General features: G+C 52.1%; 21 protein-coding genes, 4 tRNA genes, 1 pseudogene and 1 riboswitch. Of the genes and pseudogenes, 2 read left to right on the plus strand and 24 right to left on the minus strand.

Translation table 11 applies throughout. The features are described 5' to 3' along the window. The first annotated feature begins 2 nt into the window (after nucleotides 1–2). Nucleotides 3–1325, plus strand: a complete 1323-nt coding sequence (locus tag IDM49_RS07035) for a hypothetical protein (protein ID WP_190723995.1) — start codon at nucleotides 3–5, stop codon at nucleotides 1323–1325. Nucleotides 1326–2001: 676 nt separating this feature from the next. Beyond that, nucleotides 2002–5139, plus strand: coding sequence for a type I restriction endonuclease subunit R (locus tag IDM49_RS07040; protein WP_190723996.1), 3138 nt, complete (start codon nucleotides 2002–2004; stop codon nucleotides 5137–5139). Nucleotides 5140–5257: 118 nt separating this feature from the next. Here the strand turns inward: IDM49_RS07040 and IDM49_RS07045 are convergent, their stop codons facing one another. From IDM49_RS07045 to IDM49_RS07155, 24 genes and pseudogenes are all read right to left on the minus strand, one after another. Next, nucleotides 5258–5899 (minus strand): hypothetical protein, encoded by a 642-nt coding sequence (locus IDM49_RS07045; protein ID WP_168615652.1) that lies wholly within the window; start codon nucleotides 5897–5899, stop codon nucleotides 5258–5260. Nucleotides 5900–6008: 109 nt separating this feature from the next. Next, entirely contained in the window at nucleotides 6009–6770 is a 762-nt protein-coding gene (gene hisF, locus IDM49_RS07050) for an imidazole glycerol phosphate synthase subunit HisF (protein WP_190725449.1), read from the minus strand. 60 nt (nucleotides 6771–6830) lie between these two features. Then, nucleotides 6831–7676 carry an ATP phosphoribosyltransferase gene (gene hisG / locus IDM49_RS07055; protein WP_168615667.1) on the minus strand — a complete coding sequence of 282 codons (846 nt, stop codon included), beginning with the start codon at nucleotides 7674–7676 and terminating at the stop codon, nucleotides 6831–6833. Between the two features lie 17 nt (nucleotides 7677–7693). Further along, complete coding sequence (locus IDM49_RS07060) at nucleotides 7694–7957, minus strand: phosphoribosyl-ATP diphosphatase (protein ID WP_168615654.1); 264 nt, start codon at nucleotides 7955–7957, stop codon at nucleotides 7694–7696. A gap of 239 nt (nucleotides 7958–8196) precedes the next feature. Then, nucleotides 8197–8670: a 6,7-dimethyl-8-ribityllumazine synthase gene (gene ribH / locus IDM49_RS07065; RefSeq protein WP_168615655.1), complete on the minus strand. Its 474-nt coding sequence runs from the start codon at nucleotides 8668–8670 to the stop codon at nucleotides 8197–8199. 33 nt (nucleotides 8671–8703) lie between these two features. Continuing rightward, nucleotides 8704–9456 (minus strand): GTP cyclohydrolase II, encoded by a 753-nt coding sequence (locus IDM49_RS07070; protein WP_190723997.1) that lies wholly within the window; start codon nucleotides 9454–9456, stop codon nucleotides 8704–8706. Beyond that, complete coding sequence (ribB, locus tag IDM49_RS07075; RefSeq protein ID WP_190723998.1) at nucleotides 9453–10751, minus strand: 3,4-dihydroxy-2-butanone-4-phosphate synthase; 1299 nt, start codon at nucleotides 10749–10751, stop codon at nucleotides 9453–9455. The genes IDM49_RS07070 and ribB overlap by 4 nt, the downstream gene beginning before the upstream one ends. 59 nt (nucleotides 10752–10810) lie before the next feature. After that, entirely contained in the window at nucleotides 10811–11854 is a 1044-nt protein-coding gene (gene ribD / locus IDM49_RS07080) for a bifunctional diaminohydroxyphosphoribosylaminopyrimidine deaminase/5-amino-6-(5-phosphoribosylamino)uracil reductase RibD (RefSeq protein WP_228008241.1), read from the minus strand. Between the two features lie 13 nt (nucleotides 11855–11867). Further along, entirely contained in the window at nucleotides 11868–12581 is a 714-nt protein-coding gene (gene pnuC / locus IDM49_RS07085) for a nicotinamide riboside transporter PnuC (protein ID WP_190724000.1), read from the minus strand. A 148-nt stretch (nucleotides 12582–12729) separates the two neighbouring features. Beyond that, nucleotides 12730–12857, minus strand: a riboswitch (FMN riboswitch). Nucleotides 12858–12936: 79 nt separating this feature from the next. Next, nucleotides 12937–13725, minus strand: a complete 789-nt coding sequence (locus tag IDM49_RS07090) for a tetratricopeptide repeat protein (protein ID WP_168615660.1) — start codon at nucleotides 13723–13725, stop codon at nucleotides 12937–12939. Nucleotides 13726–13767: 42 nt separating this feature from the next. Continuing rightward, nucleotides 13768–14352: an ATP-dependent dethiobiotin synthetase BioD gene (bioD, locus tag IDM49_RS07095; protein ID WP_228008034.1), complete on the minus strand. Its 585-nt coding sequence runs from the start codon at nucleotides 14350–14352 to the stop codon at nucleotides 13768–13770. Between the two features lie 57 nt (nucleotides 14353–14409). After that, nucleotides 14410–15408 carry an aminotransferase class I/II-fold pyridoxal phosphate-dependent enzyme gene (locus IDM49_RS07100; RefSeq protein ID WP_190724002.1) on the minus strand — a complete coding sequence of 333 codons (999 nt, stop codon included), beginning with the start codon at nucleotides 15406–15408 and terminating at the stop codon, nucleotides 14410–14412. Continuing rightward, nucleotides 15408–16273 (minus strand): annotated as a pseudogene (locus IDM49_RS07105) (aminotransferase class III-fold pyridoxal phosphate-dependent enzyme). The gene IDM49_RS07100 and the pseudogene IDM49_RS07105 overlap by 1 nt, the downstream one beginning before the upstream one ends. Before the next feature lie 190 nt (nucleotides 16274–16463). Continuing rightward, nucleotides 16464–16727, minus strand: a complete 264-nt coding sequence (locus IDM49_RS12460) for an aminotransferase class III-fold pyridoxal phosphate-dependent enzyme (RefSeq protein ID WP_311242438.1) — start codon at nucleotides 16725–16727, stop codon at nucleotides 16464–16466. A gap of 180 nt (nucleotides 16728–16907) precedes the next feature. Then, entirely contained in the window at nucleotides 16908–17567 is a 660-nt protein-coding gene (rpe, locus tag IDM49_RS07110) for a ribulose-phosphate 3-epimerase (RefSeq protein ID WP_190724003.1), read from the minus strand. Between the two features lie 165 nt (nucleotides 17568–17732). Beyond that, nucleotides 17733–19124, minus strand: a complete 1392-nt coding sequence (locus tag IDM49_RS07115; RefSeq protein WP_190724004.1) for an NAD-dependent succinate-semialdehyde dehydrogenase — start codon at nucleotides 19122–19124, stop codon at nucleotides 17733–17735. Nucleotides 19125–19340: 216 nt separating this feature from the next. Then, entirely contained in the window at nucleotides 19341–21119 is a 1779-nt protein-coding gene (locus IDM49_RS07120) for an RsmB/NOP family class I SAM-dependent RNA methyltransferase (RefSeq protein WP_228008035.1), read from the minus strand. Beyond that, complete coding sequence (gene fmt, locus IDM49_RS07125) at nucleotides 21116–22051, minus strand: methionyl-tRNA formyltransferase (RefSeq protein ID WP_168615664.1); 936 nt, start codon at nucleotides 22049–22051, stop codon at nucleotides 21116–21118. Before fmt ends, IDM49_RS07120 begins: the two co-directional genes overlap by 4 nt. Continuing rightward, the gene (def, locus tag IDM49_RS07130; RefSeq protein WP_168615665.1) at nucleotides 22052–22681 is read right to left on the minus strand and encodes a peptide deformylase; all 630 of its coding nucleotides are present in this window, start codon (nucleotides 22679–22681) and stop codon (nucleotides 22052–22054) included. A 102-nt stretch (nucleotides 22682–22783) separates the two neighbouring features. Next, nucleotides 22784–23797, minus strand: a complete 1014-nt coding sequence (locus tag IDM49_RS07135) for a PD-(D/E)XK nuclease family protein (protein WP_168615666.1) — start codon at nucleotides 23795–23797, stop codon at nucleotides 22784–22786. A gap of 267 nt (nucleotides 23798–24064) precedes the next feature. Further along, nucleotides 24065–24138, minus strand: a tRNA-Cys gene (locus tag IDM49_RS07140). 65 nt (nucleotides 24139–24203) lie between these two features. After that, nucleotides 24204–24276: transfer RNA gene (locus tag IDM49_RS07145), tRNA-Gly, on the minus strand. A 1046-nt stretch (nucleotides 24277–25322) separates the two neighbouring features. Then, nucleotides 25323–25394, minus strand: a tRNA-Val gene (locus IDM49_RS07150). Nucleotides 25395–25424: 30 nt separating this feature from the next. Further along, nucleotides 25425–25497: transfer RNA gene (locus tag IDM49_RS07155), tRNA-Gly, on the minus strand. Between the last annotated feature and the right edge of the window lie 97 nt (nucleotides 25498–25594).

The raw sequence follows: 25594 nt of genomic DNA on the forward strand, positions 1-25594 counted from the left end.
TTATGAAAAAAAATATTAATACGCGAAATGTCCGTCAACCATTCAGCATACCTGAAAAAATATTAAACATTTCAAATCAAAATATCCATAATTTAATATACAGCTCATTATTTCACTGGGATGAAGAAAGTATCACCACAGCATACCTAGGTTCTATATATGGGCAAAGCTACTCCGTTGATGGAAATTGTTTTCAGTGTGGTTTACATATTACAAACTGTCCAAATGGCAACACACCACAATTAAATACAAAAGCAAGAATCGCTTCATTTAATAAAAAACAAGAAAGTAAACATTCTGGAAGTGACTTTTTATTATCATACAAAAGAAGCAACCAATCCATTTCCAGAATATTTATTCAAGCCAAAGTAATAAGAAGCGACCAAAAAATGAACATAACGGCATGGGAAAAAATATTTCATAAAAAATTTGCCCAATACAATAAAATTATCAAATATTCCCACCAAAAGCTAGCTGATCCGTACTACTTATTTTATGTACTGGACGACTCGCCACACTTCAGTTCTCAAGCTTTGTGCAATATACACACCAACCCTTATGACACTTTCGCTTTATTAATAAAAGCTTCTTCTCTTACTTCTATTCATCAATCAAAATCTTCTTGGTCCTACAGTAAAGATACTTTTAATAATACAATTGCTCCACACGCCATCCCATTAACATGCATTTTTAAACATCACCCAAATATGAATTCTAATATAAATCACAGCTTCCCTACTGGCACAATATCAACAATTTTTAACAGGAAAGATGATAGTATAATTACGGGCGCCCTTAATGCTAATATTGATGAAGAAATACCTGAGGTGATTATTGATGAAAAGCTAATTGAAGCCTCGGAATTAAAGGAAAAATCTTATAATTATGATTTTCCATTCAACGCAAAAGAAAGCCTCCTTCCCTCCTCCCCCGATGATCTATCAATTAATATGATTCTCAACCTGCTGGCCAATAATGAATTTACTACATTCAATGATATAGCCAAAGTGTACTCAAATGATAAAATAAATAAAAACTCCATATTAACCTCTGTGCGTAATATTATTTTATCATCAAAAATCTTACCTGAGGATGCCGTGAAAGTGGTAGGCCAAAAATATATTAAAAAAAATAATTCAATTGACCTTAATGGTGAATTTAATAGTTACTATGGTTACACAGATAAAATCACAGTAATTAATAAGTTTTACCCTTATCTTTCGATAAGTAATGGTTTTATCAAAATTGGAGAAAATTCCAATCAAGCAAAATATATTGACTCTAAAAAACTTATTGAAAAAATTTTAAATCGCTTTAATAAATAATTAATAAAAATATTATATTAAAAGTTGATTTGATAGGCACAATCCATATGAGTCTTGATCGCCACGTCAACTAGATAACTGTGGCTAGTTGATAGTCCACCGGAAGTTCACTTCTCTTATGCTTAAGGCTATATATCCTCTAGCGAAACCTCAATCATATCGAAAACCTATAATTGATAACTAGTTTGCTTGGCTAGCACTCCTCCTCGAGTGCTAGTCATTCTTGTTTCAAGAGAGTTTTTCCAGAATACTTTCTGCTACCCTTTCAACCGCTACACGGTATTCTGCTGATCCTCGTTCTGCCCTGCGAGCATCCGACAAATCATACACAGAGTCGCCGAGTTCCTGCGAAATCTTTGGAGTCCTTATCCATTGCACAGGCACAAGATAGTTATCTTCCAGGAAGCTCAAATCCCCCAGCTGCTTGGACCAGCGTGGTATCACGATAGGCAAAAGAACCTGCGGAAGCCTCTAGAGCCGTCGTCCTGAATTGGTCAATTTATACTTTCGTTGTGCAAAATTTTGTACATCGCATGTACAAGTTGTTAAGTATGCAATGTACAAAATTTACTTCTTTGAAAGCTCACGGCTTCATAAATGCTCGATTCTCTGACCAGCTCATAAACTTGTAGACAGATATGTTTTCATCTAGCCCAGCAGGTCAGGAGCCTCACCCATGTCTCGCACCCATCTTGAACGTCCCCTCCAACAAGACATCTGCGCCCATCTGGCTGCCCACGGGTGGGCTCACTCCCCCAACTCCAGCGGCTACGACGCCCAGCGCGCCCTCTTTCCTGCCGACGTCCTGACATGGTTAGAAACCAGCGACCCCAAAAACTACGCTTCCTTCATCAAACCTAACGCCGACGAGAAAACCCGTGAGGCACAAGAAAACCGCCTGCTCGACCGCCTCGTCACCAAACTCTCAGACCCCGAAGAACGCGGCGGCGGAACCCTCAACGTCCTCCGCAAAGGCTTCAGCGTACCCGGCGCCCGCCGTCCCTTCCACCTCATCGCCTACCCACCACAAGACGACCGCAACCCCGAACTCACCGAACTCTACTCCAGGAACATCCTGCGCGTCGTCGAAGAAGTCCGCTACAACCCCAGCGACGAAAAACCCCGCATCGACCTCGTGCTCTTCATCAACGGCCTACCCGTCGCCACCATCGAGCTCAAATCCGAATACACCCAAACCCTGCAACACGCCATCAACCAATACCGCCACGACCGCGACCCCAAAACCTCACCCCTCCTCCAGGAGCACCGTGGCGCTCTCGTCCACTTCGCCCTCACCCAAGACGAAATCGCCATGACCACCAAACTGGCAGGCAAAGCAACCGCCTTCCTCCCCTTCAACCAAGGCAAAGAAGGCGGCGCAGGCAACCCCATCGTTGACGGCAAACTCTCCACCAGCTACTTCTGGGAAGAAATCCTCGAACCCAACACCTGGATCAGCATCCTCACCAAATTCATCTACACCAACCACCAAAAAACCACCGACCCACTCACCGGCAAAACCGTACAAAAGAGCCACATTCGCTTCCCGCGCTACCACCAGTGGCGCGCTGTCACCAAGCTCGTTAATGCAGCTCGTGTTGAAGGCGCAGGCAAAAAGTACCTGGTGCAGCACTCGGCAGGCTCCGGCAAAACAGACTCCATCGCCTGGACGGCACACCGCCTCTCTAACCTGCACACTCCTGAGGGCGATCGCGTCTTTGACTCCGTAATCGTAATTGCTGACCGCCAAGTGCTCGACCAGCAGCTCCAAGACGCCATCGACCAGCTCGTTACTACCGCCGGCACTTTTCAGCCCATCACCCGCGGCACCGGCGACTCCAAATCAAAACAGCTCGTTGAAGCACTAACCACCGGCGTCCCGATTATCGGCGTGACCCTGCAAACCTTCCCTTACGCACTCGAAGAAATGACACGCGAAGGCGGCAAGCTCGCGGGCAAGCACTTTGCGATTATTGCGGACGAAGCGCACTCCTCTCAGTCAGGCAAAGCCACCGACTCTATCAAGGCGATGCTAACAACTGAAGTGGATGCTGGCATCGAAGAGTCAGACCCCGAAGCCGACCAAGAAGCCCTCACCCGCATGGCACAACGAGTCGTCGGTGCCGGGCACCAGGTTTCCTTCTTTGCTTTCACCGCGACCCCAAAGGCGAAGACTCTAGAGATTTTTGGACGCCGCCCCTTAGACGGTGGCCCGCACGAGCCCTTTGACCTCTACCCCATGAAGCAGGCAATCGAAGAAGGCTTCATTCTTGACGTGCTCAAGAACTACACCACCTACGAGATGGCCGCCAAGATTGCCCAGACCAATGCCGATAGCGGCGTCGATGAAGAAATCGATATTCGCAAGGGCACCAAGAGCCTCATCAACTTTGTGGAGCTGCATCCCACCAACGTTGCCTCGAAGGTTGCCGTGATTCTGGAGCATTTCGAAGGCAAGGTCAAGCATGAGCTCGGCGGTAAAGCTAAGGCGATGGTGGTGACTTCATCTCGTGCCTCAGCTGTGCGCTATCAGCGTGCCTTTGAGAAGGCGATTGCTGAACGTGGCTTGCCTCTAAAAACTCTGGTGGCTTTCTCAGGTGAACTACCAGATCCTGATATTGAGCCGGTGCCCGGTGTTGATACGCCAACTGTTACTGAAGCCTCGATGAACCCTGACCTCAAGGGGCGAAATCTTGCTGAGGTTTTCAATCAGGACGGTCAGCACATCCTCATTGTTGCCAACAAATACCAGACCGGCTTCGATCAGCCTCTGCTCGTGGCAATGTACGTTGATAAGAAGCTTTCGGGTATTACCGCCGTCCAGACGTTGTCGCGCCTCAACCGCCGTGCCGAGGGTAAAGACAACACCTACATTCTGGATTTCGTCAACGACCCAGAGCAGATTCGCGCATCCTTCGCCGAATACTATGAAGACGCCCACATCGAAACAGAATCAGACCTTGATTTGGTAGCCAAGCAGGTCGATAAGTTGGACGCCGCCAGCATTTACAATCGCGCGGACGTCGAGCAGTTCTGGGAAAAGTGGGTTGCTCAGGGTGCCCGACAGGCCTCTTATGATTCTTTGATCCGCGTGCCGGTTGAACGGTTTGTCACTCGCTGGGATGCGGCTCGTTCCGATGATGACAAGGCTGCCTTGGAAGTACTGTTGGAGTTCCGCTCTACCCTGGCGCAGTATGTGAAGTCGTATGCTTTCTTCTCGCAGATCTTCAACTTTGGCGATCCCTACTATGAGAAGTTGTCGTCTTTTGCGGATTTGTTGGCGCGTAAGTTGCGCCGTTTTACTTTGGACGAGGTTTCTCCTGAGGTAGTGAATGTGGACGACATCGTGCTCACTCACTACCGTCTAGAGAAACTGCGTGAAGATGAGGATTTGAAGCTTTCTACTTCTGAGGCTGCTGGGTTGCAGGGTATGACTGAGGCTGGTTTGGCATCGATTCAGGAGCGGGAGCGTAAAGCTCGTTCGATACTGATTGAGAAGGTGAACAAGTACTTCCATGGGCTTGAGCTGAGTGATGAGCACCAGGTTGGTTTTGCAACGACGTTTGTGGCTGAAGCAGCTAAGGACGCCGGGCTCAAGCAGAGTGCGATGGCGAACGCCAAGGTGGACTTTTACCATTCAAAGAATGTGCGCAATGGGCTGGCAAATAAGCTGTGGGACTACTCTTCAGATACAGCTGATCTCATCGATTATGTACGCCGCATGCCCGCCGAAAAGTTCGTGGAATTCATGATGGATATGGGGCTCTATGAGCTCTTGCGGGGTGAGAAAGAACTAGTGGACGCCGCCGGTTAGTCTTTACTTTTGTCTCCTAATAACCCAGATCCGAACGGCCTATCTGACGAAGTATGAATAAAGAATGGCACCGAGCTTACCCCCGGTGCCATTTTATTGATGAGCGTGTTCGCCTAAATTATCGGTGGAGGCCCGAATCATCGCGAATCCAAGTTTTGTTGGCTGTGTCCTTAAAAGTCATCATCAAAACACGCCAGTTAGAGCTTCCCAAGATCGGTCGGCCATTCACTGTATCTTCGTAGTATTCGCCGAAAGTCCAGCCATTACTGATTTCTCGCTCGGTCGGCTGACGCTTAGCATCTTTCTGTGAAAGATCAACAATAGTCTTTGCATCAGTAGGTACATGAACGAATATATATTTACCCGGAGGAACAATTTTGGTCTTCATTGTTGTCACCGGGTACTCGCTTTTTCCAGTTGCAAAGTTCTTCTTCCAGATCTTTGCTTTAACTTCAACATCGTAAACCGGTGACTCAGAATTGTTCTGAATAACGAGCAAAGAATTATAGTTATGTGATTCGATCCAAGAAGTCACATGCGAAGCATGTTCCTTTTCATCAGATTCCTGTTGCTTTCGATCGCGGTTATGTTCGATATCTAGCTGCTCTTGCATCTGTTCCAGCTGAGTATTAGTAGCTTTCTGTTGTTCCCGCGCTGCATCTAGCTGACCCTTAGTAAACCACGCGGCAAAAACAGCTGCTATCAAGGCCAAGATTGCAGTTATTGCATTGAGAATTTCTGAGATATTGCCCCACTCCATAGTCACTCCTTTGTGTATTAATTGATTTATGTAGGCGCTTGTTTCTTGTATTCATTCATGAGGAATACCAAAAATCAGATACTAAGTGCTAGCTCAGGCAGAACAGAAGCTACCGCACCTCGTACCCCGCCTCGCGGATTGCCTGCTTCACCTCGCCGATAGTAACCTCGCCGAAGTGGAAGATAGATGCCGCGAGGACGGCGTCCGCCCCAGCTTCAATAGCCGGTGGAAAGTGCTCCGCCGCACCTGCACCCCCGGATGCAATCAAGGGCACTTTGGTCACTGCACGCACAGCTTTAATCATCTCGATATCAAAGCCAGCCTTGGTGCCATCCGCATCGATGGAGTTCAGCAGAATCTCACCCACGCCGCGTTCCTCCGCCTCGCGTGCCCACTCCAGCGCATCAATACCGGTAGATTTACGACCGCCGTGAGTGGTCACCTCAAAGCCGGACGGCGTCGCATCCGAACGCTTAGCGTCCACTGAAAGTACCAATACCTGCGAGCCAAAACGATCAACGATTTCATTGATGACCTCAGGACGATTGATGGCAGCAGTATTGATAGACGCCTTATCGGCACCGGTACGCAACAGTCGATCAACATCCTCCACAGTGCGCACACCTCCCCCAACAGTCAAAGGAATAAACACCTGCTCCGCAGTAGAGCCCACCATCTCAAAAGTGGTCGCACGATCAGCAGAAGAAGCAGTTACATCCAAGAAAGTCAGCTCGTCTGCACCGTCTAAGTTGTATCTCTTGGCCAACTCCACAGGATCGCCAGCATCGCGCAAATTTTCAAAGTTCACGCCCTTAACCACTCGACCGGCATCAACATCTAAACAGGGAATAATTCGAACTGCAACACCCATAGTGACTCCTTTTGATACAGCGATGCCCGCGAGATTAATCGCGGGCATCCAACCTTCTTTTTACAGACGAGCTGCCTGAATCGGCGAAACCAAAATCGCGCGAGCACCAATGTCGTAGAGATTATCCATAACCTTATTGGTTTCACTCCGCTTTACCATCGAGCGCACAGCCACCCAGCCCTCGCGGCCCAGAGGTGAAACAGTCGGCGCCTCCAGCCCCGGTGTCAGTTTGGTCGCCGCATCCAGCAAATCTTCGCGAATATCGTAATCAACCAGCGCGTACTGGCGCGCAATCAAAACACCGTGCAAACGACGGCGCAAAATATCGAAAGCATCTGTCTCTTGGACATCGGCACGTTTAATGAGCAGGGCCTCTGATTTCATGAGCGTCTCACCAAAAGGAGCTAACCCTGCAGCACGCATCGTATTACCGGTTTCAACAACATCGGCAATAGCATCGGCAACACCCAAACGGATGGAGGACTCAATCGCTCCGTCCAACCGCGTCACCGTTGCGTCAACACCGCGCTTCTCCAAATACGCTCTCACAAGTTTTGAATATGACGTAGCGATGCGTTTGCCCGCCAAGTCTTCCACAGACGAGAAATCACCGGCAGGGCCAGCAAAGCGAAACGTTGAACGAGCAAAATCCAAACCAAAAACTTCTTCAGCCGGAGCCTCAGAATCCAGGAGCAAATCACGGCCGGTAATGCCGACGTCTAATGTGCCTTTGCCCACGTAGACAGCAATATCTCGGGGGCGCAGGTAAAAGAATTCCACGCCGTTTTCTTCATCGGCGATGACAAGCTCACGAGAGTCACGACGCTGAAGGTACCCAGCCTCTTTGAGCATCTGAGTCGCTGCATCAGACAACGAACCTTTATTAGGAACGGCAACACGCAACATCATAAAATCCTTACTTGTTATAGGTACTTATAGATGTCTTCGGGAGTAAGTCCCTTGGCTAACATCATGACCTGCAGATGGTAAATAAGTTGCGATGCTTCTTCAGCGAATTCAGCATCAGATTGGAACTCGGCAGCCATCCAGACCTCAGCTGCCTCTTCAACAATCTTCTTACCGATGCCGTGCACACCGGAATCAAGCTCAGCAACAGTGCCTGAGCCTTTAGGGCGCGTACGCGCCTTTTCGATGAGTTCAGCGAATAATGAGTCAAATGTCTTCACAAAATCACCATATATTGCCCACCCTCAGATGTGCTACAGACAACACAAAAATCTCATAGCGTGAAGTCATTGTATAGACAAGAAAGCCCTAGACAAACCCCGAATGCACAAAATCTCCGGGGCTCTAGCGACTCATCAGAGGGTATCTCCTTCCAAAATTTCTACCCCTCAAGAAGCTTATTGAACAGCGAAGACCAGAGGGAAAATCCCTCTGGTCTTCACCATCATTCGTGCAACATTTAGATATTTCGCAAAGCTACAACAGTTTCAAGTGCCGCCGCGGTTGCTTCATAACCCTTATCTTCTTGTGAGCCAGCAAGTCCTGCGCGATCAATACCCTGTTGCTCGTTGTCACAGGTGAGCACGCCGAAACCGACGGGGGTCTTACTTTCAACCGCGACCTTAGTGAGTCCCTGAGTAGCAGCCTCACACACGTAGTCAAAGTGCGGGGTTCCGCCACGAATAACTACGCCCAGTGCAACCACCGCGTCGTATTCTTCAACTAGGTGAGCCGCCGCTACGGGCAACTCAAAGGTTCCCGGTACACGCACTACGGTAGGCTTTTTGATGCCCGCGTCCGTGGCCGCCCGCAAAGCACCATCGAGCAAACCATCCATAATTTGGGTGTGCCACGATGCCGCAACAATTGCCAGCTTTAGCTTCTTGGTTTCTTTTCGTTTGAGATTCGCCTGAGGCGCTCCTGCACCGCTCATTATTCGCCTTTCGATGGGGTGTTGAAAAAAGATTTAGGAAGATGAGAGCTTATGACTCATCCGGTCTCGTTTGGTGTTCAGGTATTTCTGGTTGGACGCGTTGGGCTCAATTTCATCGGGAATCAGTCGGTCGACGGTAATACCCAGACCCTCCAGCGTTTCTTTTTTGAAGGGATTATTGGTAACAAGCCGTATATGCGTTAGTCCCATTTCCTTCAAAATAACAGCGGTCTGCCGAAAGTCGCGAGCTTCTTGAGCCAGGCCGAGTGCAAGATTCGCATCGACCGTGTCAAGCCCTACATCTTGAAGCGCGTAGGCGCGGAGCTTGTTGGTGAGCCCGATGCCGCGTCCTTCATGGTTTCGGATGTACAGCATGGTGCCACCAAGACCTTGCAAAATATCAAGACCCTGTTCAAGCTGAGGCCCGCAGTCACAGCGGAGCGAACCAAAAAGGTCACCCGTTGCGCACTCGGAATGAACGCGCACCGCGTGAGGTTCGCTCCCCCGAATAAGCGCATTAAATTCCAGTTGCGCCCCCGCATTGGTTGGATAGTCGTCGGGTACAGCCGTTGCGCTTATGTGTTCCGTTCCGTCAGCAAAAGCCCAAGCGCGCATGGCAAACTTACCGTGAGGCGTAGGCACGATAACAGGAGCAGTTGACTCGACCAACCGGTCGTCGGAGGACGGAACAAGCTCCTGCGGTGGCACTTTCCACTGCGCGCCAGCCACAGCAGTTGCCCCCATGCGCCCTGAAATTTCTTCAGCTTCAATATCGTGTGAACTCATACCCGCTGCTTTTCAACGTAGTCTATCAGCGCCTCGATAGAAATCATCGGCAGATTGTGCTCAGTGGAGAAGGTGCGAAGTGCATCAAAACGCATCATGGTGCCATCGTCGTGAACCAGTTCAGCGATAACGCCCACGCCGTTGAGGCCAGCCAGCTGGGTCAGCTCGACTGCGGCCTCGGTATGACCGTTACGCTCACGCACGCCACCGTCGACCGCACGGAGCGGGAAGATATGCCCGGGTCGAGTCAGATCGGAGGGCACGGACGCGTTATCCGCCAAGACCAAAGCTGTACGAGCACGATCGGCCGCACTAACGCCGGTGGAAATTCCTGTACGCGCATCGCACGAGACGGTGTAAGCAGTCTGTTTATGATCCTCGTTGTTCTCCACCATGGGCGGAAGTTCAAGAGCACCGGCCCGCTCACCGGTCATAGGCACACACACCACACCGGTTGTGTAGCGAACCATGAAAGCCATCAGTTCCGGGGTTGCTTTCTCCGCCGCAAAAATGATGTCGCCTTCGTTCTCGCGGTCTTCATCATCTACAACCACAACGGCACGGCCATGGCCGATAGCTTCGATAGCGTCCTCAACAGCATCAAGTCCGACCCTTCTCTGACTCTGTTCAGCAAGCGCTGTTGCCGGGGTCGCAGAAAGGTGGGAGTTTGTTTCCATGATGCGTTGCACGTATTTGGCGAGCGCGTCGGTTTCTAGGTTGACGGTGTCACCGATTGCAAGTGAGCCAAGGTTAGTGGCTTCTAAGGTAGCCGGGATGAGTCCAACCTCAAACCATTGTTCGTTTGCGGTTGGCGCTGAGACAGTGGTGACCGTCAGGGATGCGCCTGAGACGGTGATAGACCCTTTTTCTGTGAGGTGAGAGGCTAGTTCGCGGGGTATGCGGATGCGCACGGTGCGCCATGATTCGTGGTCTTCGATTGCGCTGACTGTGCCTAGACCGTCAACGTGCCCTTGCACCACGTGTCCGTCAAAGCGTCCGTTGGCGGGCATACAGCGCTCTAGGTTGACGCGCTGGCCTTCAGTCACCAGCCCCAGGTTGGTACGACGCAGGGTTTCGCCCATGACATCGGCTACAAAGGTGCCGTCCGCTATTTCTTCGGTGCGGGTGGCTGTGAGGCATACGCCGTTGACAGCCAGTGAACCGCCGTGTTCAAGGTCGGCAACGATATCTCCCGCGTGAATGGTGAGGACGGCAGACTCGGTCTCGCCTCGAGAATTTTTCACGGTTTCTATTTTTTCGACGCTGCCCATTGCGCCGATAATTCCTGTAAACATCTTGGTGTCCTCTTATGCTCCAGGCTCAGCGCTGGTGGTTCGCGCGCTGAGCACAAAAATTAATGGTTGGGAATCAGGTGGACTCTAAAGTCTGAGCCCACTATTTGGGTTCCGGGGGTCATACCCAAATCGTCAATTGCCCAGCGGTGAGCATCTGCCAAGGTCGTGATGCCAAGATCCTGTACAGCGGTGCTCCCGGAGCCCAGCAAAATCGGTGCCTGATACCAGAACAGCTCGTCCACGAGATCTGCTTTGAGAAAAGCTGAGACAACAGCTGGTCCACCCTCGATCATGAGCTGCCGCACGCCCAACGCATACAGTTGTTCTAAGCCCTCGTGGGGATCTCGCGTTCGCAGGTGCACAAAATTATCACCGCTGCGAATCATTGCCTCATCCGGAACATCGCGCATTCCCAGAGCGACTCTCAGCGGTTGACGCTCGTAGAGGTTTCCGGCCTCATCACGCGCGGAAAGTGAGGGGTTATCGGCCAGTACGGTGCCTGTTCCAACCATGATCGCGTCCGAACGTTCTCGGATTTTGTGCCCTAATGACCGCGCCTCTGCCCCGGTAATCCACTGGCTAGTGCCGTCTTCAGCTGCTATGTAGCCATCGAGAGTGGACGCGACTTTGGCGGTCACAAAGGGACGCTTGGCGGCACTGGCCCTAAACCAGCGTTCGTTGAGTAAGAACGACTCGTTCTTGAACAGCCCTTCTTCTACCAGCACGCCCTGTTCACGCAGGTATTGCGCGCCGCCTTCGGCATCGCTCATGTCAGGATGCGCATAGACAACTTTTGTAATGCCGGATTCTGCGATTGCGTGTGAGCAGGGACCTGTTCGACCAAAGTGGTTGCACGGCTCAAGGGTGACATACATGGTGGTGTCAGACAAATCAGTATCAGCTAGTTCTGCCTGAGCAATCGCATCGGCTTCAGCGTGAGCGGTACCAGCGCCACGGTGATAGCCTACGTGCACCACGTAGCCTTCTTCGTTTGTGATGACAGCACCAACGAGCGGGTTGCCACCGCGGATTCCTTTGCGCGCTGCTTTGAACGCTAGTTGCATTGCTTCTTCGGGAGTATGCGGCTCCCACGGAATATTCATCGTGTGCACGTTGCTATTTCCTTTGCATCTCGCCGGAGTTGACGGTGACATCGGGAAAAGCGATTTCTACCTGCGCCATCTTGCTCAGTTCGCGGTTGCGGGTGCGCCACCAGACGAAGAATCCTGTGAGAGTAAAAGCACCGTAGAAAACGTACATCAGCGCGGTTGCGTAGTAACCGGCGGACCACAGTAACGGGACACCGACGACATCAACGGCAACCCACATCAGCCAGAACTCAACCCAGCCTTTAGCCATACCAAAGGTTGCCAGAAGCGATCCCGTGAAAATCCACGCGTCCGACCAGACGGGCTCATAGGAACCCAGTGCGCGGAAAATCGGTGTCAGAATCCCGGTGCCTACGAGAAGGGCGACCAGAAGAAAGACTCGTTCTTTGGTACTTGCCCACTGCGGAATAACGGCGGTACCAGCGTCATCACGACTTTGCTTCCAGCGGTACCAGCCCCACACAGAGACCACAATGAACATGACCTGGCGTCCCGCCTGCCCCAGCATATTAATGGGGTGAGGAGAACCAAACACTGTTCCCAGAAAAACAGTCAGCAAAAGAAGATTGCCCAAAATGCCAACAGGCCACGCCCACACTTTACGGCGCATACCGCCCAAAGCTGAGAGTAGACCAAAGAGATTGCCGAGTACTTCGGGCACCAGAAGCGACTGATCGCCAATGTGAATCTGAGCGTCGAAGAGCCACCGCAGAATATCCATGAGGACTGTGTTCCTTTCGCGGAGGCTCCGGGAAAGAACAAAGCGGAATCGGTGCCAAAAATTTTTCGACGCCGCGCACCCGCATCCTCACGTGTGCCCAGATGTTTATTCATTCTGATGCATCGTAAGATTCGAGCGCGCCGTTTTGCTCGTGCTACCTTCCATCCAGACTGTACTGTCGGTATCGGAATTTCACCGATCAGGCTCCCCTGCAAGCAGAAGAGTTAGCGGACTGTCACCGCCGGTTCGGATTTTCACCGGGTCCCGGAGCACGATTATTAGTTGTACTTAGATTATGGCACATGCCTCAACCTTGCGGGCAACTATATTTCTCAGCGTGAACGCTTTCAAGATGCTAGGTGTTGTCCTTGAGTTTTGCCTGTATCAGTTGCGCGAATTCGGCCTGTTCGTGGAGTCCTGAGTTTTCATAGATGTGCAGGGCTTGCTCAATGCTTTCTAATGCTTGCGCAACGTTGTTAGCCTGCGCGTGGGCAAGGGCTAGATTTTGGTAGCTCTCTGCCAGCAACTCGGGTCGGTGAAGCTCTTGCGCGATACTGGTTGCTTCATGGCAGGATGCAATAGCCTCCTGAACGGCCCCGGCGTCGAGTTGGCTGTGGCTGAGTGCCAGTAAAACCGAGCACAGCTGCACCCCGTGTTCTTCACTCACCGGGGCTAGCGCGTCCCGGGCTTGCTGCAGTAAAGCGATCGCAGCGTCATGAGTCGAGGACTGCCGGGCCAACCCCGCCAAGCACAGGAGATTGTGGGCGATATCAGCCGGTCGATGATGGGTTTTATATTCTTTCAGTCCCTCGCTGTACCACCGGCGTGACTCGCTGAGCTTACCCATTTGGGCGCAGATTGACCCGATTTCTGTGGCGAAATCACCAACCTGTTCAGCTTCGGGTTTAGTCCTGACAAAAACTTCGTAAGCTTTGGAGACCGCTGCAAGCGCACGGTCAAGCTGGCCAAGATCCCGATGGGTTTCGGAGAGCACTTTAAGTGCAATAATCAGACCGAAAGGTTCACCGTCTTTTTCGAACCCTTCAACCGCTACCTGAAGTGGTTCAAGAGCTGGCTCCAGCTGCCCATTGGCTACCAGTTCTTGCGCGTACTCCAGTGCAGCGTCCGCAGATGTTTGAGCCATTTTTTATCCCTTATGTCCTACAGTCATTACATCTCAATTCTTTCACTCGCGTTCGCCCAATCGGCAGATTTCAGGTAGCCAGTGCGCGGCGTGATGCTGAAATTCTTGAACGTCGGCGAAACTGTGTAGCGATTGCACATGAATCCCTGCAGCAAAAGCTTTCCCAGCACCGGCAGGAATTTTCCCGAGGACGCTCATGCCCATGTCCGATAACGCATCGAGATTATCTTTTTCAATGGTGCTTGGGTGCCGCGGCCATGAGCCGATGATGACGCCCCGAGCGCTGAGACCCCTAGTCTGTAGGTAGTTTGCGGTGAGCGCGGTGTGATTCAGCGTTCCTAACGAGCTTCGAGCTACGATGATGTTCGTTGGGGTTTCAGGCAACTTGAGCATCAAATCCACCTGATTTTGCGGCAGATAGGTTTCGGCCTCATGGGAAAACGCGAGATCAACGCTGATACCTCCACTGCCTTCGATGATGACTGCGTCATAGTCGGCGCGGAGCTCTTGGATGCGCCGGGAATGTTGCGCTAACGACGGAAGGTCAGAGCCCTGCCTCCTCGCTGCTGCTACAGGAGCCATCGGACGTTCTAGTCGAGCTCCCTCAAACGCATCCGCGCCAGACAAAACGCCGCGAACTGAGCATCACCCATAGCATCGCGCTCTACCCCGGTCTGTACCGGTTTATAGATAGCCACAGTTTTCTTCTGTTGCCTCAGAGCTGTTGCCAGCACCGTCGATACCTACCGATTGCACTGCACCGGCACTTTGGCTGGTCCCCAGTGCAGTACTGATACACTGCGCACTCTCAAAGACCTGTTGGCTAAAACGCTCACCTTCTGTATCCACGATGCGCGCAGAAGCTGCCGCTGCTGCGGCGTTGACCGGTGACGGAGCAGTATCAAAGATGAAAGGGCGAGAAGTATTGATGAGGTAATCTCGTACGGTTTCAGTGCACAGGACAACTCCACCTGCAGAGCCGAGGGCTTTACCCAAAGACGAGGTGATGATTAGGTTGTCTACACCCGAGATATCGGCTTGAGAGCAGGCGCCACACCCCTTGCCTAAAATGCCTAAAGAATGCGACTCATCCACCACTAACCATGCCTCGTACTGCCGGGCTAGCATTTGTAGATTTGCGAGATCTGTAGCATCTCCCAGTACCGAGTAGACACCTTCCACCACGATAAGCGTGGGTTTACCATCGCCGTGGCGCAACAGTTCACGCAAATGATTAAGATTCTGATGTTCAAAAATTTCAACATCTGCGGCGCACAGTTTCGCCGCATCGTGAAGTGAGGCGTGGACGTGAGCATCCAGCAGGATGCGGGTTCCCGTCCGTCCCAGTGCGGCAATGACTGCCAGGTTCTCCATATAACCGCTGGAAAACAATAACCCCGAAGGCGGCATCTGGGTCAAATCAGCAAGAGAGTGTTCAGCGTCAGCATGAACCGGCAAGGTTCCACTGACCACCCTGGACGCTCGTGCTGATGTCCCGTGCTCATCTAGCGCTTTGTGCCCCGCATCCAACACTCGTGGATCGCGTGAGAGCCCCAAATAGTCATTAGACGCCAAGTCACACCAAATACTCTGCAAGACCTGAGTAGAACGGTGATGCCCTCGCCGGATGCGGGTTTTTTGAGCCTGCAGCAACAATGAATCGAAAGACCGTACCGGGGACATTATCCGTGCACCTCCTTGATTGCGGTAACCAGCCCCGAACACCTCAGCTCAAGCTCAACATCAGGGCAGATATAGGTGGGCATCATGTACACCAGGTTTCTAAAAGGACGCACCCACACCCCCTGTTTAAGTGCCGCGACGGTCAGCTCAGCAATGTTCACCGGCTCATTTAACTCGATCACTCCGATAGCCTCCAGCACCCGCACATCCGCTACAGATGTCAGCAATCTGGCGGGCGCTAAACCCCTCCTCAACACAGCAGAGATGCGCGGCACGTTATCCTGCCACTGCGAGTTCGATTCAATAAAGCCACTGATGAGATCCTAGGAGCGAGCAGAAACAGCGCTCGCCAATGGGTTGCCCATAAAAGTTGGTCCGTGCATGAGGGCCCTGTGCTCAGAGGCGCTAATAACTTCGGCAACACCGGTGCTTACCACCACAGCCCCCTGCGTGAGATATCCACCGGTCAGAGCTTTACCTACCAGTAAAACATCGGGAGAAACGCCTGCCCACTTAGCAGCGAATAGTTTGCCAGTTCGCCCAAACCCGGTAGCTATTTCGTCAAAAATCAGCAGGAATCCACACTCGTTAGCGAGCGCTCGCAGGTGCTTGAGACAGTCAGGATGGTAAAAACGCATTCCACCGGCGCCATGGGTTCTACGATAATGGCGGCAGTGTGTTGAGCACACTGTTCGGCAAATGCTGTCGCCTGCTGCTTCCATGTTTCTTGCTCGTGAGCATCCACCGTCCAGCATTGGGCATCGCTGTCGTAGGACGCTCGTGGCGGCCTCGGCAGAAAATACTGGCTTTGCACAAGGTGCTCAAAATCCTTGTGCCTGCTGTTTTCGGGGTCAGATACGCCCATTGCACCAATAGTGTCGCCGTGATACCCCCCCCCCGCGTAGGGCTAAAAATCCTCGCCGTTGAGGGCGTCCTACAGCGCTCTGAAATTGAACAGCGAGTTTCCAAGAGACTTCTACAGCTATTGATCCCTAATCAGCTAGAAAGACGTGGTTGAGACCGTTGGGTGTGAGTGCCACCAATTTCTCAGCGAGTTAGACGGCAGGTTCATGGGTCAAGCCACCGAACATGACGTGCGAGAATTTTTGGGTTTGCGTTGCTAGTGCCTCGTCGAGAAATGGATTTCTGTATCCGTGAACCTGGGACCACCACGAGCTCATGGCATCGATAGCGCGATATGTTCTACCGTTTCGATCTTCAAGCACCAGGGTGCTTTCTTTTGCGTGGGTAACCGCGTACATGGGATGCGCATTGAGTGGTGCGTAGGGATGCCACAGCAGTTGCGAGTCCCGCTCCACCAGGGGTTTTGTTGCTAAATAATCATTTTTGAATACTGTTCAAATATGGCACATTTCATCGAAGAACGCACAGTTATTCACGGTCTCAAGCACTAACTTTCACCCCCTGCACCCAGACGGTAGAAACAAAAATGACCGGGAGGCGCCCTCCCGGTCAACTTATGTGCGAAAAATAGCGAATTAGTGCTTGTGGCCGGCTGCTCGACGCAAACCCTCGATAGCCGCAGCGGGATCATCCGCCCCGTACACCGACGAACCCGCCACAAAACAGTCCGCACCGGCTTCAGCAGCGCGCACGATAGTCTCTTCAGTAATTCCACCGTCAACCTGCAAGGTCAGCTTTGCATCGGAGCCCTGAATAGCCTGTGCCGCACGACGAATTTTCGGCAGCGTAACGTCCAAAAACTTCTGGCCACCAAAGCCCGGCTCAACCGTCATAATCAACAGCATGTCCAGCTCCGAAAGCATATCCAGATAAGGCTCCACAGCAGTTGCCGGACGCAAAGCCATACCAGCCCGAGCGCCACTCTCACGCAACGTACGCGCTAATTTAATGGGCGCAATGGCCGCCTCAGCATGGAAAGTCACCGACTCGCATCCAATCTCAGCGTACTCCGGGGCCCAACGATCAGCATCCTCAATCATCAAATGCACATCAAAAGGAATAGGCGAAACCTCTTTAAGGCGCTTGACCACCGGCAACCCCCACGTGAGGTTAGGAACAAAATGGTTATCCATGACGTCAATATGCGCCGCATCCGCCGTTTTGATGGCATTTAGCTCAGATGCAAGATTGGCGAAATCTGCCGACAGAATAGACGGGTTGATATGGCAACTCATGGATGCTCCTCACGAAAAACTGATGGGTCTACACCAACTTTATCTGTTGATTAAAGGTGCAGAGGCCACTGAGTGTTCAAAACAACGAGTTTCTTGAACACCCGGCGACCTCTGCCGACCTCCGCCCTGCGAGCAGCCTAGGTTCACTGCCCTAGCGAGAGAAATCTAGAAATCACCGTCAATATCGGTGACAACAATGACCTTTTCAGTGACGAATTCTTTGATACCCAAATCAATGAGTTCGTGACCGTATCCCGACCGCTTAACGCCGCCGAAAGGAATGTCAGCTTTAACACCCGTAGGCTGGTTGATAAAGACCATGCCGGTGTCGATGCGTCGAGCCACCTGCTGAGCGCGATCAATATCGGTAGAGAAGACAGAGCCACCCAAACCGTACGGGGTATTGTTCGCCAGGCGAATCGCGTCCTCTTCATCTTTTGCACGGTAGATCGATGAAATCGGCCCAAAGAACTCAATCTGTGAGGTCTGAGAATCATCGGGAATATCAGTGAGAATCAGCGGCTGATGGAAAGCTCCTTGCAAAGGAACCTCAACATCCACCTCTTCAACAGTGATACCTTCATCGCGGGCCTGCTGAACCTGCTTCTTGAGCTCATCTAACGCTTGTTGCGACGACAGCGGCGCCAAAGTAGTTGCAGGGTCCATAGGATCCCCCAGCTTAAACTGCGCAACGTGTTTGCGGTACTCTTCTAAGAACTTATCGTAAATCGCATCAACAACAATGATGCGCTTGGACGAGACACACACCTGACCACCGTTCCAGTGACGGCCAAAGGTAGCCCACTTGGCAGCCTTTTCAACCTCAGCATCCTCAAGAACAACAAAGGCGTCGGCACCGCCAAGTTCGAGGGTTGATTTCTTGAGATTCTTAGCCGCAATGGACGCGATAGCCGAGCCGGCTTTCTCCGAGCCGGTCAGTGCCACACCGCGCACACGAGAATCAGACAGAATAGTCTCAGATGCCTCATGAGAAGCAAACACGTTGGTCAACAAACCTTTGGGTGCGCCGGCTTGGATCAACAGCTCTTCCATTGCAAGTGCTAACTGCGGCACATTGGACGCGTGCTTGAGGACAATAGTGTTACCTGCAGTAATCTGCGGCGCGGTGATGCGGATAACCTGATAAAAAGGGAAGTTCCAGGGCTCAACAGCGTAGAGAACGCCCAGCGGTTCGTTGACAATTTTGACGTCGGTATCACCGAATCCGCGGGCCCTAATATAGCGCGGTGCAAGAATTTCAGCGCCGAACTTTACGTAGTAATCCAGCATCTGCGCGCATAGTTCGACTTCCAGCTCGGCCTCGCCAATGAGTTTACCCATTTCAAGGGTCAGGATTTCAGCGTATTTACGCTTGTTCTCGCGCAAGATTTCTGCCGCTTTTGCCAGTACAGCTTCGCGTTCTTCAAAGCTGGTTTCTCTCCACTGATGAAAAGTTGAATCAGCCTGCGCAATCGCATCTTGAATCTGCTGATCGGTAGCAGTCTCAAATTCTTTGACGACTTCGCCGCTGTAGGGGTTGGTAGTTGCATAAGCCATAGCCGTGCACTCCTCGAGTTATATACAAAAGGCAGTTGAAGCCTCTCAAACCTCTTTGTTTGAAATGTAACCTGAATAACACTTTATGCAGAAAGTTTATGAATGTCGAGTGCTTTGTATACATGAGCCTCATAGCAAGAGACCACTGCACGTTCACATCATTGAATGTCTTGAACGGGCAGTGGCCCCCATCAGTAGCTATACCGAGGTTGTGCTTTATTTCTTTCTAAACAGGGCAAAGAACATCGCATCCGTGCCGTGCACATGAGGCCACAGCTGCGCAGTGGTCTGCTCTGGATGCTTGTCGTTCGGTGCAAATGAGGGATCTTTCTCCCCCGAAAGAACCGAAGTTCCGCTCTCATCAGAAAGCGCCACCTGACGAACAGCTGCGCCTGAATCAAGCAATTCCACAGCACCATCGCGCAGAATATCGTTGACGATATTCTGGGTCTCAGCCATATGCGGTGAACAGGTCACGTAGGCAATGAGACCACCTGAACGCGTCACCGATGCAGCCGCATCAAACAGCTCTTTTTGCAACGGCAGAAGATCAGCAATATCGCGCGGTGTTTTACGCCAACGCGCCTCTGGGCGTCGACGCAACGCGCCCAAACCTGAACAGGGAACATCCACCATCACGCGGTCAAAGCGAGGGTTCTCTTCCATGCCGGCAGGCAGATTCTTGCTCTGGGCAACAGTTTTTTCGATAGCTCGACCATCACCCGTCACTACCGTGTAGCTACCCTGGGGCAAGGGACGCAAGGATGCACTCACTAACTTGGCACGGTGTGCAGATGCCTCATTCGCAACCAGCTGAGCACCTCGCTGAGCACCTAAAGCTCCTAAGAGCGCTGCCTTGCCTCCCGGGCCAGCGCAAAGATCTAGCCACTTCTTATCCGAGCCTTCAAGGGGAGCCTCTGCCAGAGCCCGCGCTACAAGCTGAGATCCCACGTCCTGCGCGCGAACGGTACCTTCGCGAACAGACTCGAGCCTACCCAAATCGCCTGAAGAATACAGCGCTGAGCCTGCTACTAGCTCGCCATCCGTTGCGCCCTTATCTCGAGCTTCATCCAGCGACCCCAGCCCCGGTAGTTCTACCAGGTTGACGATGGGGGCAAGGTTATCAGCATCCAGTAGCTCATCAATTTCTTGAGGTGAGTGACCGTGAACCGCAAGCGCCTGACGGAAGGCACGCACCACCCATACCGGGTGGGACTTTGTCAGTGCCATCTTCTGCAAATCATCAGTTGCTTCAGATTCAATGAGCTCACGCCATTCTTCAGCGCTACGCTCTGACACGCGACGCAACACAGCATTAATGAAGCTAGCAGGACCAGCACCAATCACACCGCGAGCCAAACCAACGGTCTGGTTGAGCGCGGCATGAGAAGGAACACGCATCGCTACAAGCTGGTGGGCGCCAAGACGCAAAGCAGTGAGAATTTTTTGGTCGATTTTCTCTAACGGACGATCAACACAGTGCTTAATAATGGAGTCGTAGTAGCCCTGGTTACGCAGCGTTCCATAGGTCAGTTCCGTTGCGAAACCGGCATCGCGATGGTCAAGACGATGCGCGCGAATAGATTTGGGCATCACGAGATTCGCATAAGAATCCTCGGTCGCTACCGCTTGCATCACCTCAAAAGCTACCAGGCGAGCGGCATCAGCCTCGCGTACACGGGCGCTGGGAGCCGCCGCTGAAAAATCCCTTTCATGAGACTTCTTGCGGTTGCGTTCATGGCCCTTAGCATTACGACGCGACGTATCTTCAGTGCGGCGACGCCCGCCACGGTTTGACTGAGAACTTTGGGTATTGCGACGACTTACAAAATCGTGACCGGACTCTGTGCGCCGCTCCTGTCCACGGTTAGCGCCTGTACGCCCCTGTCCTGCTCGGTTCATGCCCGAGCGATTGCCACCGCGCTGCCCAGACCGGGAACCACCGGAGTTATTTCCGCGGTTATTGGAGCCGCGTCCTGCGTTAAATCCGCTCATGCCAGCACAACTTTCTTTTCGGTGAGAGCCGAGCCAAGACCTCGTGCCCAGTCCGTCGCATTCATCATTTTCTTGCCTGCAGGCTGAACCTGGGTCAATTCAAGTGCACCATTTCCGCAGGTCACCACACACTTTTTGGCGATCAGTTGCACGGTACCTGGTTCAGTTCCTGAAACGTCGGCATCCGCTGAGGTCATCATTGCTAGTTTCAATCGCGCATCGTTATATTCGCACCATGCACCGGGTTCAGGACTCACGCCGCGAACCTGAGCCAGAAGTTCCTCAGCGGAGCGAGTCCAGTCGACCTTGCCATCTGCCAGCGTCAGCTTTGCTGCACGGGTAGGCTCCCCCTGCTGGGGTGTACCGTGATCGCCCTGGGCAATACGGTCAAAAGTTTGCGCGAGCAAAGCACCACCGGTTGACGCCAGTCGCATCAAAATATCTCCGGCGGTATCCCCTTCAGCCACCTGAGTTGACTCGCTCAAAAAGACCGGACCGCTATCGAGACCAGCTTCGATCTGGAAAGTGTTCGAGAAAATTTCGCTCTCTCCAGCCATCAGTGCGCGCTGAACCGGCGCCGCACCGCGCCAGTTGGGCAGCTGTGAGAAGTGAAGATTAATCCAGCCGTTGGGCAAAAGATCCAAAGCCGACTGTGGCAAAATCGCACCGTACGCCACAACCGCCGCGATATCGGCGTTCAAGGATTCAACAGCAGATGCGGTCTCTTCAGACCACTTGTTTGCTTTGATAACGGGCAAACCCAGCTCTTCTGCACGAGCTGCCACTGGGGAAGGCGTCATGACGCGCTTGCGCCCCACCGGCGCATCCTCACGCGTTAGCACACCCACGACATCATACCCTGCCTCAATCAAACCGTTCAGCGGCGCCACGGCAATATCAGGGGTTCCTGCATACAAAACTTTGAAAGTCACTTATTTCACCTGCCCAAAAGATCCGAAAGAACCAAATGATGCCCCACGCGAGGGATTAGTCTTCTGCCCACCGAAAGCAGCACCACCGAAGCCAGAAGACACGCTGTTAGCGCGCTCGTCCTGCACAGACGCTGCCACGGAGTCATAATTTGCGTTGCGAATCGCGCGCATGATGCGTTTTTTATCATCGCCCACCACGCGATCAATGAACATCTTGCCGTACAGGTGGTCGGTCTCATGCTGCAACATTCGCGCAAAGAGGCCTTCGCCCTCAATTTCTACCGGAGCGCCGAACATATCGACACCGGTAACTTTCGCCCAGTTCTTACGGGGAGTATCAGAGCTCAATCCAGGCACCGAAAGGCAACCTTCACCGCCCTCTTGCGGCTCATCCCCCACTTCAATGACGGGGTTAATGACGTGACCTTCGCGTCCGTCAATATTGCCGTAAGTGAAAATGCGTTTGGAAATACCAACCTGCGGGCCTGCAAGACCAACACCGTTGACCTCGTACATCGTCTCTAGCATGTCCGCCACAAGTTCTTGAAGTGCCTCATCAAAAACAGTGATGTCATCGCAGACCGTGCGCAATACAGGATCGCCCACGGTTCTAATGGTCAATATCGCCATAGGTAGTTTTATGCTCTTTCTCGTAAAGTCACAGGAATCAAATTTAAGTGTACGCAATGTGAAGGATGCACCGCATCGACAACATCACAAGGCAAGGCTCAGTTAGTTACCGCGTTCAGCAGTGGGTTCCTCGATGGACGATAGAGCTGTTGCAGTTTCTGAAGACGCATCCAAAGCAAGTTCTTCAAGCGACGGGGCACCTTCGACCTCCTGCACGCTCACCGGCTCAACAACCTGCGCCGGATCAACAGCCGGTGGCGTAGCCAACAGGTGCGCCGGTGGCGGAACCACCGGCATCAAATGATCCCCGGTTTCCTCATCCAACAATCTGTTGATTTCCCACACGCGTCGCAAGGCACAGAATTTACGCCAATTTTCCTTAAGAACGTTTGGATTAGCCTGTTGCGGTAACACCTGCGTCTCACCCACAGCAACACCCATCAAAATTGGTGCTGAACCGTACTGCCACGGTTGCCACTGCCCCGCCTCAGCATCAACGAGAGCTTCTTCAGCCTTGACGCCGGCTACCAGCTGCATCACGACCTTATTATCCAATGGCTTCACACGCCCGCGCTTATCGGTGCCCTTCGTCTTATAGTCGATGATGCACACACGTCCTGCGATTTCAGCGACCAAATCCAAAGTCCCGGCGTACCCCACAGTCTCATTCCACACAGTAACTTCAGCTGCTAGCGGTCGAGGACGCCAAGCATCCCACCATTCATCGAGCCGATCGGCATAAGCCTGCTCACCGTGTTGCAGAAGCTCCTCGCGAGTACGTTCCAGCTCATGATCTTTGCCCATGGCCCGCAGAGCAATATTTTCGGCGTAATTGTGGACGCGGTCGCCGCGCGCTGCGGCCTGGTCACGGTAGCGCTCAGAAGCCGATGCAGCATCACGAATAATCGCAAATTTCATGCCGTTAGAATGCATAGGACGCGAAGCACGAGAATCCTCTAAAACAGCCTTAGCCGCCATGTACCCGTGCCATCCCGATAGGTCGCTCGCCTGCTGACCAATAACGGTAGTAATTGACGGTACGAGCAACTCACCGCCCACTTCACGAGCATACATACGCCCAAAATCGGTTGATGTTGCTAAGCGTGGGTCAGTCACCGGTTATATTCCTACCTGCTGCGTCAAAAACGCTCACAATTAATCGACATTTGGCTGTATATGCGCCTACAATCCGCTGTTGACCTGCACCATTTCGCAATCACAATCGAGCGTTGTTTCGTGTGGCAAACGAAAGGGTAGCAAATTGTTTAACAGCGTGTGAGCACAGCTCTCAAGTTTACTCTTGCCGTCAAAGACCGGTCAAAGAAACCGCGGTGTATAAAACAAAAGTCTCAGTGCCACTTTCGTGATACTGAGACTTTTTCGTGGAGGTGAGGACGGGATTCGAACCCGCGTACACGGTTTTGCAGACCGTTGCCTAACCACTCGACCACCCCACCAGGGCTTACCATGTGGCAAGTGATGAAACAAAAGCGCCTCGACTAGGAAGCGCTTTTGTAATCCGAGCGGTTGACGAGACTTGAACTCGCGACATCCACCTTGGCAAGGTGGTGCTCTACCAACTGAGCTACAACCGCATATCAGTGACTCGAAGAAGTTTTTCACTTCGGCCAGCTGACAGGTAAATACTATACACAGGTTTACAGGCATTGCCAAATCGAGAGTGACAATCAATTATTCCGCGTGTTTTCGCGGTTTTTGGGGCACTCAGAGCCGTTTTTAGACAGGTCGGCAAAAATTTATTTTATGTAACCTGCATCTCAAAGCATCTTGGGTCAGCTCTGCTAGTTATCTCCACGCGCAGGCAAATCACAACTTTCAGGTTTTTGCCACCGCCCCAGCAAACGTCCAGTCACCTTTATTCATAGGCGAACCGACTGGGCGGACAAAATAATGGTGTCAGTTCGGTCCAGTCACCTCTGCGCACGGACGAACCCCTTCCGCAATATTTATTCTTCATATTTCTCACACCCTCTCGCAGATGACCACGTTTTTCTCGACAGTGACCACAGAACTCTCATAGTGGCCAGGAAACTCTCTCATTCACCCCGGTTCTGCATCGTTTGTGAGAGTTTTCTGGTCACATCGAAATAAAACTGGTAACAGCTGGGGTCTTAGTCGTTTTTACTACAGAGTGAGACAACAGGACGCGGGCCGTTTCAGCCAGGTGCGCCCAGTTCGTAGCGTCCGCGTTATACATCAGAGCCGCCTACAAAGTTACGTATCAGAACCGCCCACGGACCCGGACTCGTTTTACCGACTACCCTTTTATCTGAACGCAAGCCGCCGAGATCCTGATTAATCGAGGAAATCCTGTTATAAATCAGGATTTCGTCGATTAATCAGGATCTCGGCACAGTGAAGTGCGGCGTTACCCCGCCGCCGCCCAGGCAAACCCCACCACCAGCATCCGGTTAAACAAAAAATCAGCCCCACATGGGACTGATTACTTTGTGCGCGATACTGGGATCGAACCAGCTGACGGGGCGTTTTTCCGAGCAAACGAGGAAACAAAAAACGCACCTCAGGCGCGACAGCGCGTCACTGCCCAGCCACCAGGCAAACCCCACCATCAGCATCCGGTTAAACAAAAAATCAGCCCCACATGGGACTGATTACTTTGTGCGCGATACTGGGATCGAACCAGTGACCTCCACCGTGTCAAGGTGGCGCGCTACCGCTGCGCCAATCGCGCATACACTTAGCTTTTTCAAGAAGTGTTGCGAGCGGTTGACGAGACTTGAACTCGCGACATCCACCTTGGCAAGGTGGTGCTCTACCAACTGAGCTACAACCGCATATCAGTGACTCGAAGAAGTTTTTCACTTCGTCGAGCTGACAGGTAAATACTATACACAGGTTTACAGGCATTGCCAAATCGACGCCAATGACCTG

This window comes from Rothia terrae, assembly GCF_014705925.2.
Lineage (GTDB): Bacteria > Actinomycetota > Actinomycetes > Actinomycetales > Micrococcaceae > Rothia > Rothia terrae.

What these genes read in the sequence shown, in the direction of transcription:
- hisF (WP_190725449.1), bottom strand. Translation starts at nt 6,770, where the DNA reads ATGGGTGTTGCAGTTCGAATTATTCCCTGTTTAGATGTTGATGCCGGT.
- IDM49_RS07070 (WP_190723997.1), bottom strand. Translation starts at nt 9,456, where the DNA reads ATGAGTTCACACGATATTGAAGCTGAAGAAATTTCAGGGCGCATGGGG.
- IDM49_RS07040 (WP_190723996.1), top strand. Translation starts at nt 2,002, where the DNA reads ATGTCTCGCACCCATCTTGAACGTCCCCTCCAACAAGACATCTGCGCC.
- IDM49_RS07120 (WP_228008035.1), bottom strand. Translation starts at nt 21,119, where the DNA reads ATGAGCGGATTTAACGCAGGACGCGGCTCCAATAACCGCGGAAATAAC.
- def (WP_168615665.1), bottom strand. Translation starts at nt 22,681, where the DNA reads ATGGCGATATTGACCATTAGAACCGTGGGCGATCCTGTATTGCGCACG.
- IDM49_RS07100 (WP_190724002.1), bottom strand. Translation starts at nt 15,408, where the DNA reads ATGTCCCCGGTACGGTCTTTCGATTCATTGTTGCTGCAGGCTCAAAAA.
- ribD (WP_228008241.1), bottom strand. Translation starts at nt 11,854, where the DNA reads ATGAATATTCCGTGGGAGCCGCATACTCCCGAAGAAGCAATGCAACTA.
- ribH (WP_168615655.1), bottom strand. Translation starts at nt 8,670, where the DNA reads ATGAGCGGTGCAGGAGCGCCTCAGGCGAATCTCAAACGAAAAGAAACC.
- IDM49_RS07090 (WP_168615660.1), bottom strand. Translation starts at nt 13,725, where the DNA reads ATGGCTCAAACATCTGCGGACGCTGCACTGGAGTACGCGCAAGAACTG.
- ribB (WP_190723998.1), bottom strand. Translation starts at nt 10,751, where the DNA reads ATGTTTACAGGAATTATCGGCGCAATGGGCAGCGTCGAAAAAATAGAA.
- hisG (WP_168615667.1), bottom strand. Translation starts at nt 7,676, where the DNA reads ATGTTGCGTGTTGCCGTTCCTAATAAAGGTTCGTTGTCTGATGCAGCG.
- rpe (WP_190724003.1), bottom strand. Translation starts at nt 17,567, where the DNA reads ATGAGTTGCCATATCAACCCGTCTATTCTGTCGGCAGATTTCGCCAAT.
- IDM49_RS07035 (WP_190723995.1), top strand. Translation starts at nt 3, where the DNA reads ATGAAAAAAAATATTAATACGCGAAATGTCCGTCAACCATTCAGCATA.
- IDM49_RS07115 (WP_190724004.1), bottom strand. Translation starts at nt 19,124, where the DNA reads ATGGCTTATGCAACTACCAACCCCTACAGCGGCGAAGTCGTCAAAGAA.
- IDM49_RS07045 (WP_168615652.1), bottom strand. Translation starts at nt 5,899, where the DNA reads ATGGAGTGGGGCAATATCTCAGAAATTCTCAATGCAATAACTGCAATC.
- pnuC (WP_190724000.1), bottom strand. Translation starts at nt 12,581, where the DNA reads ATGGATATTCTGCGGTGGCTCTTCGACGCTCAGATTCACATTGGCGAT.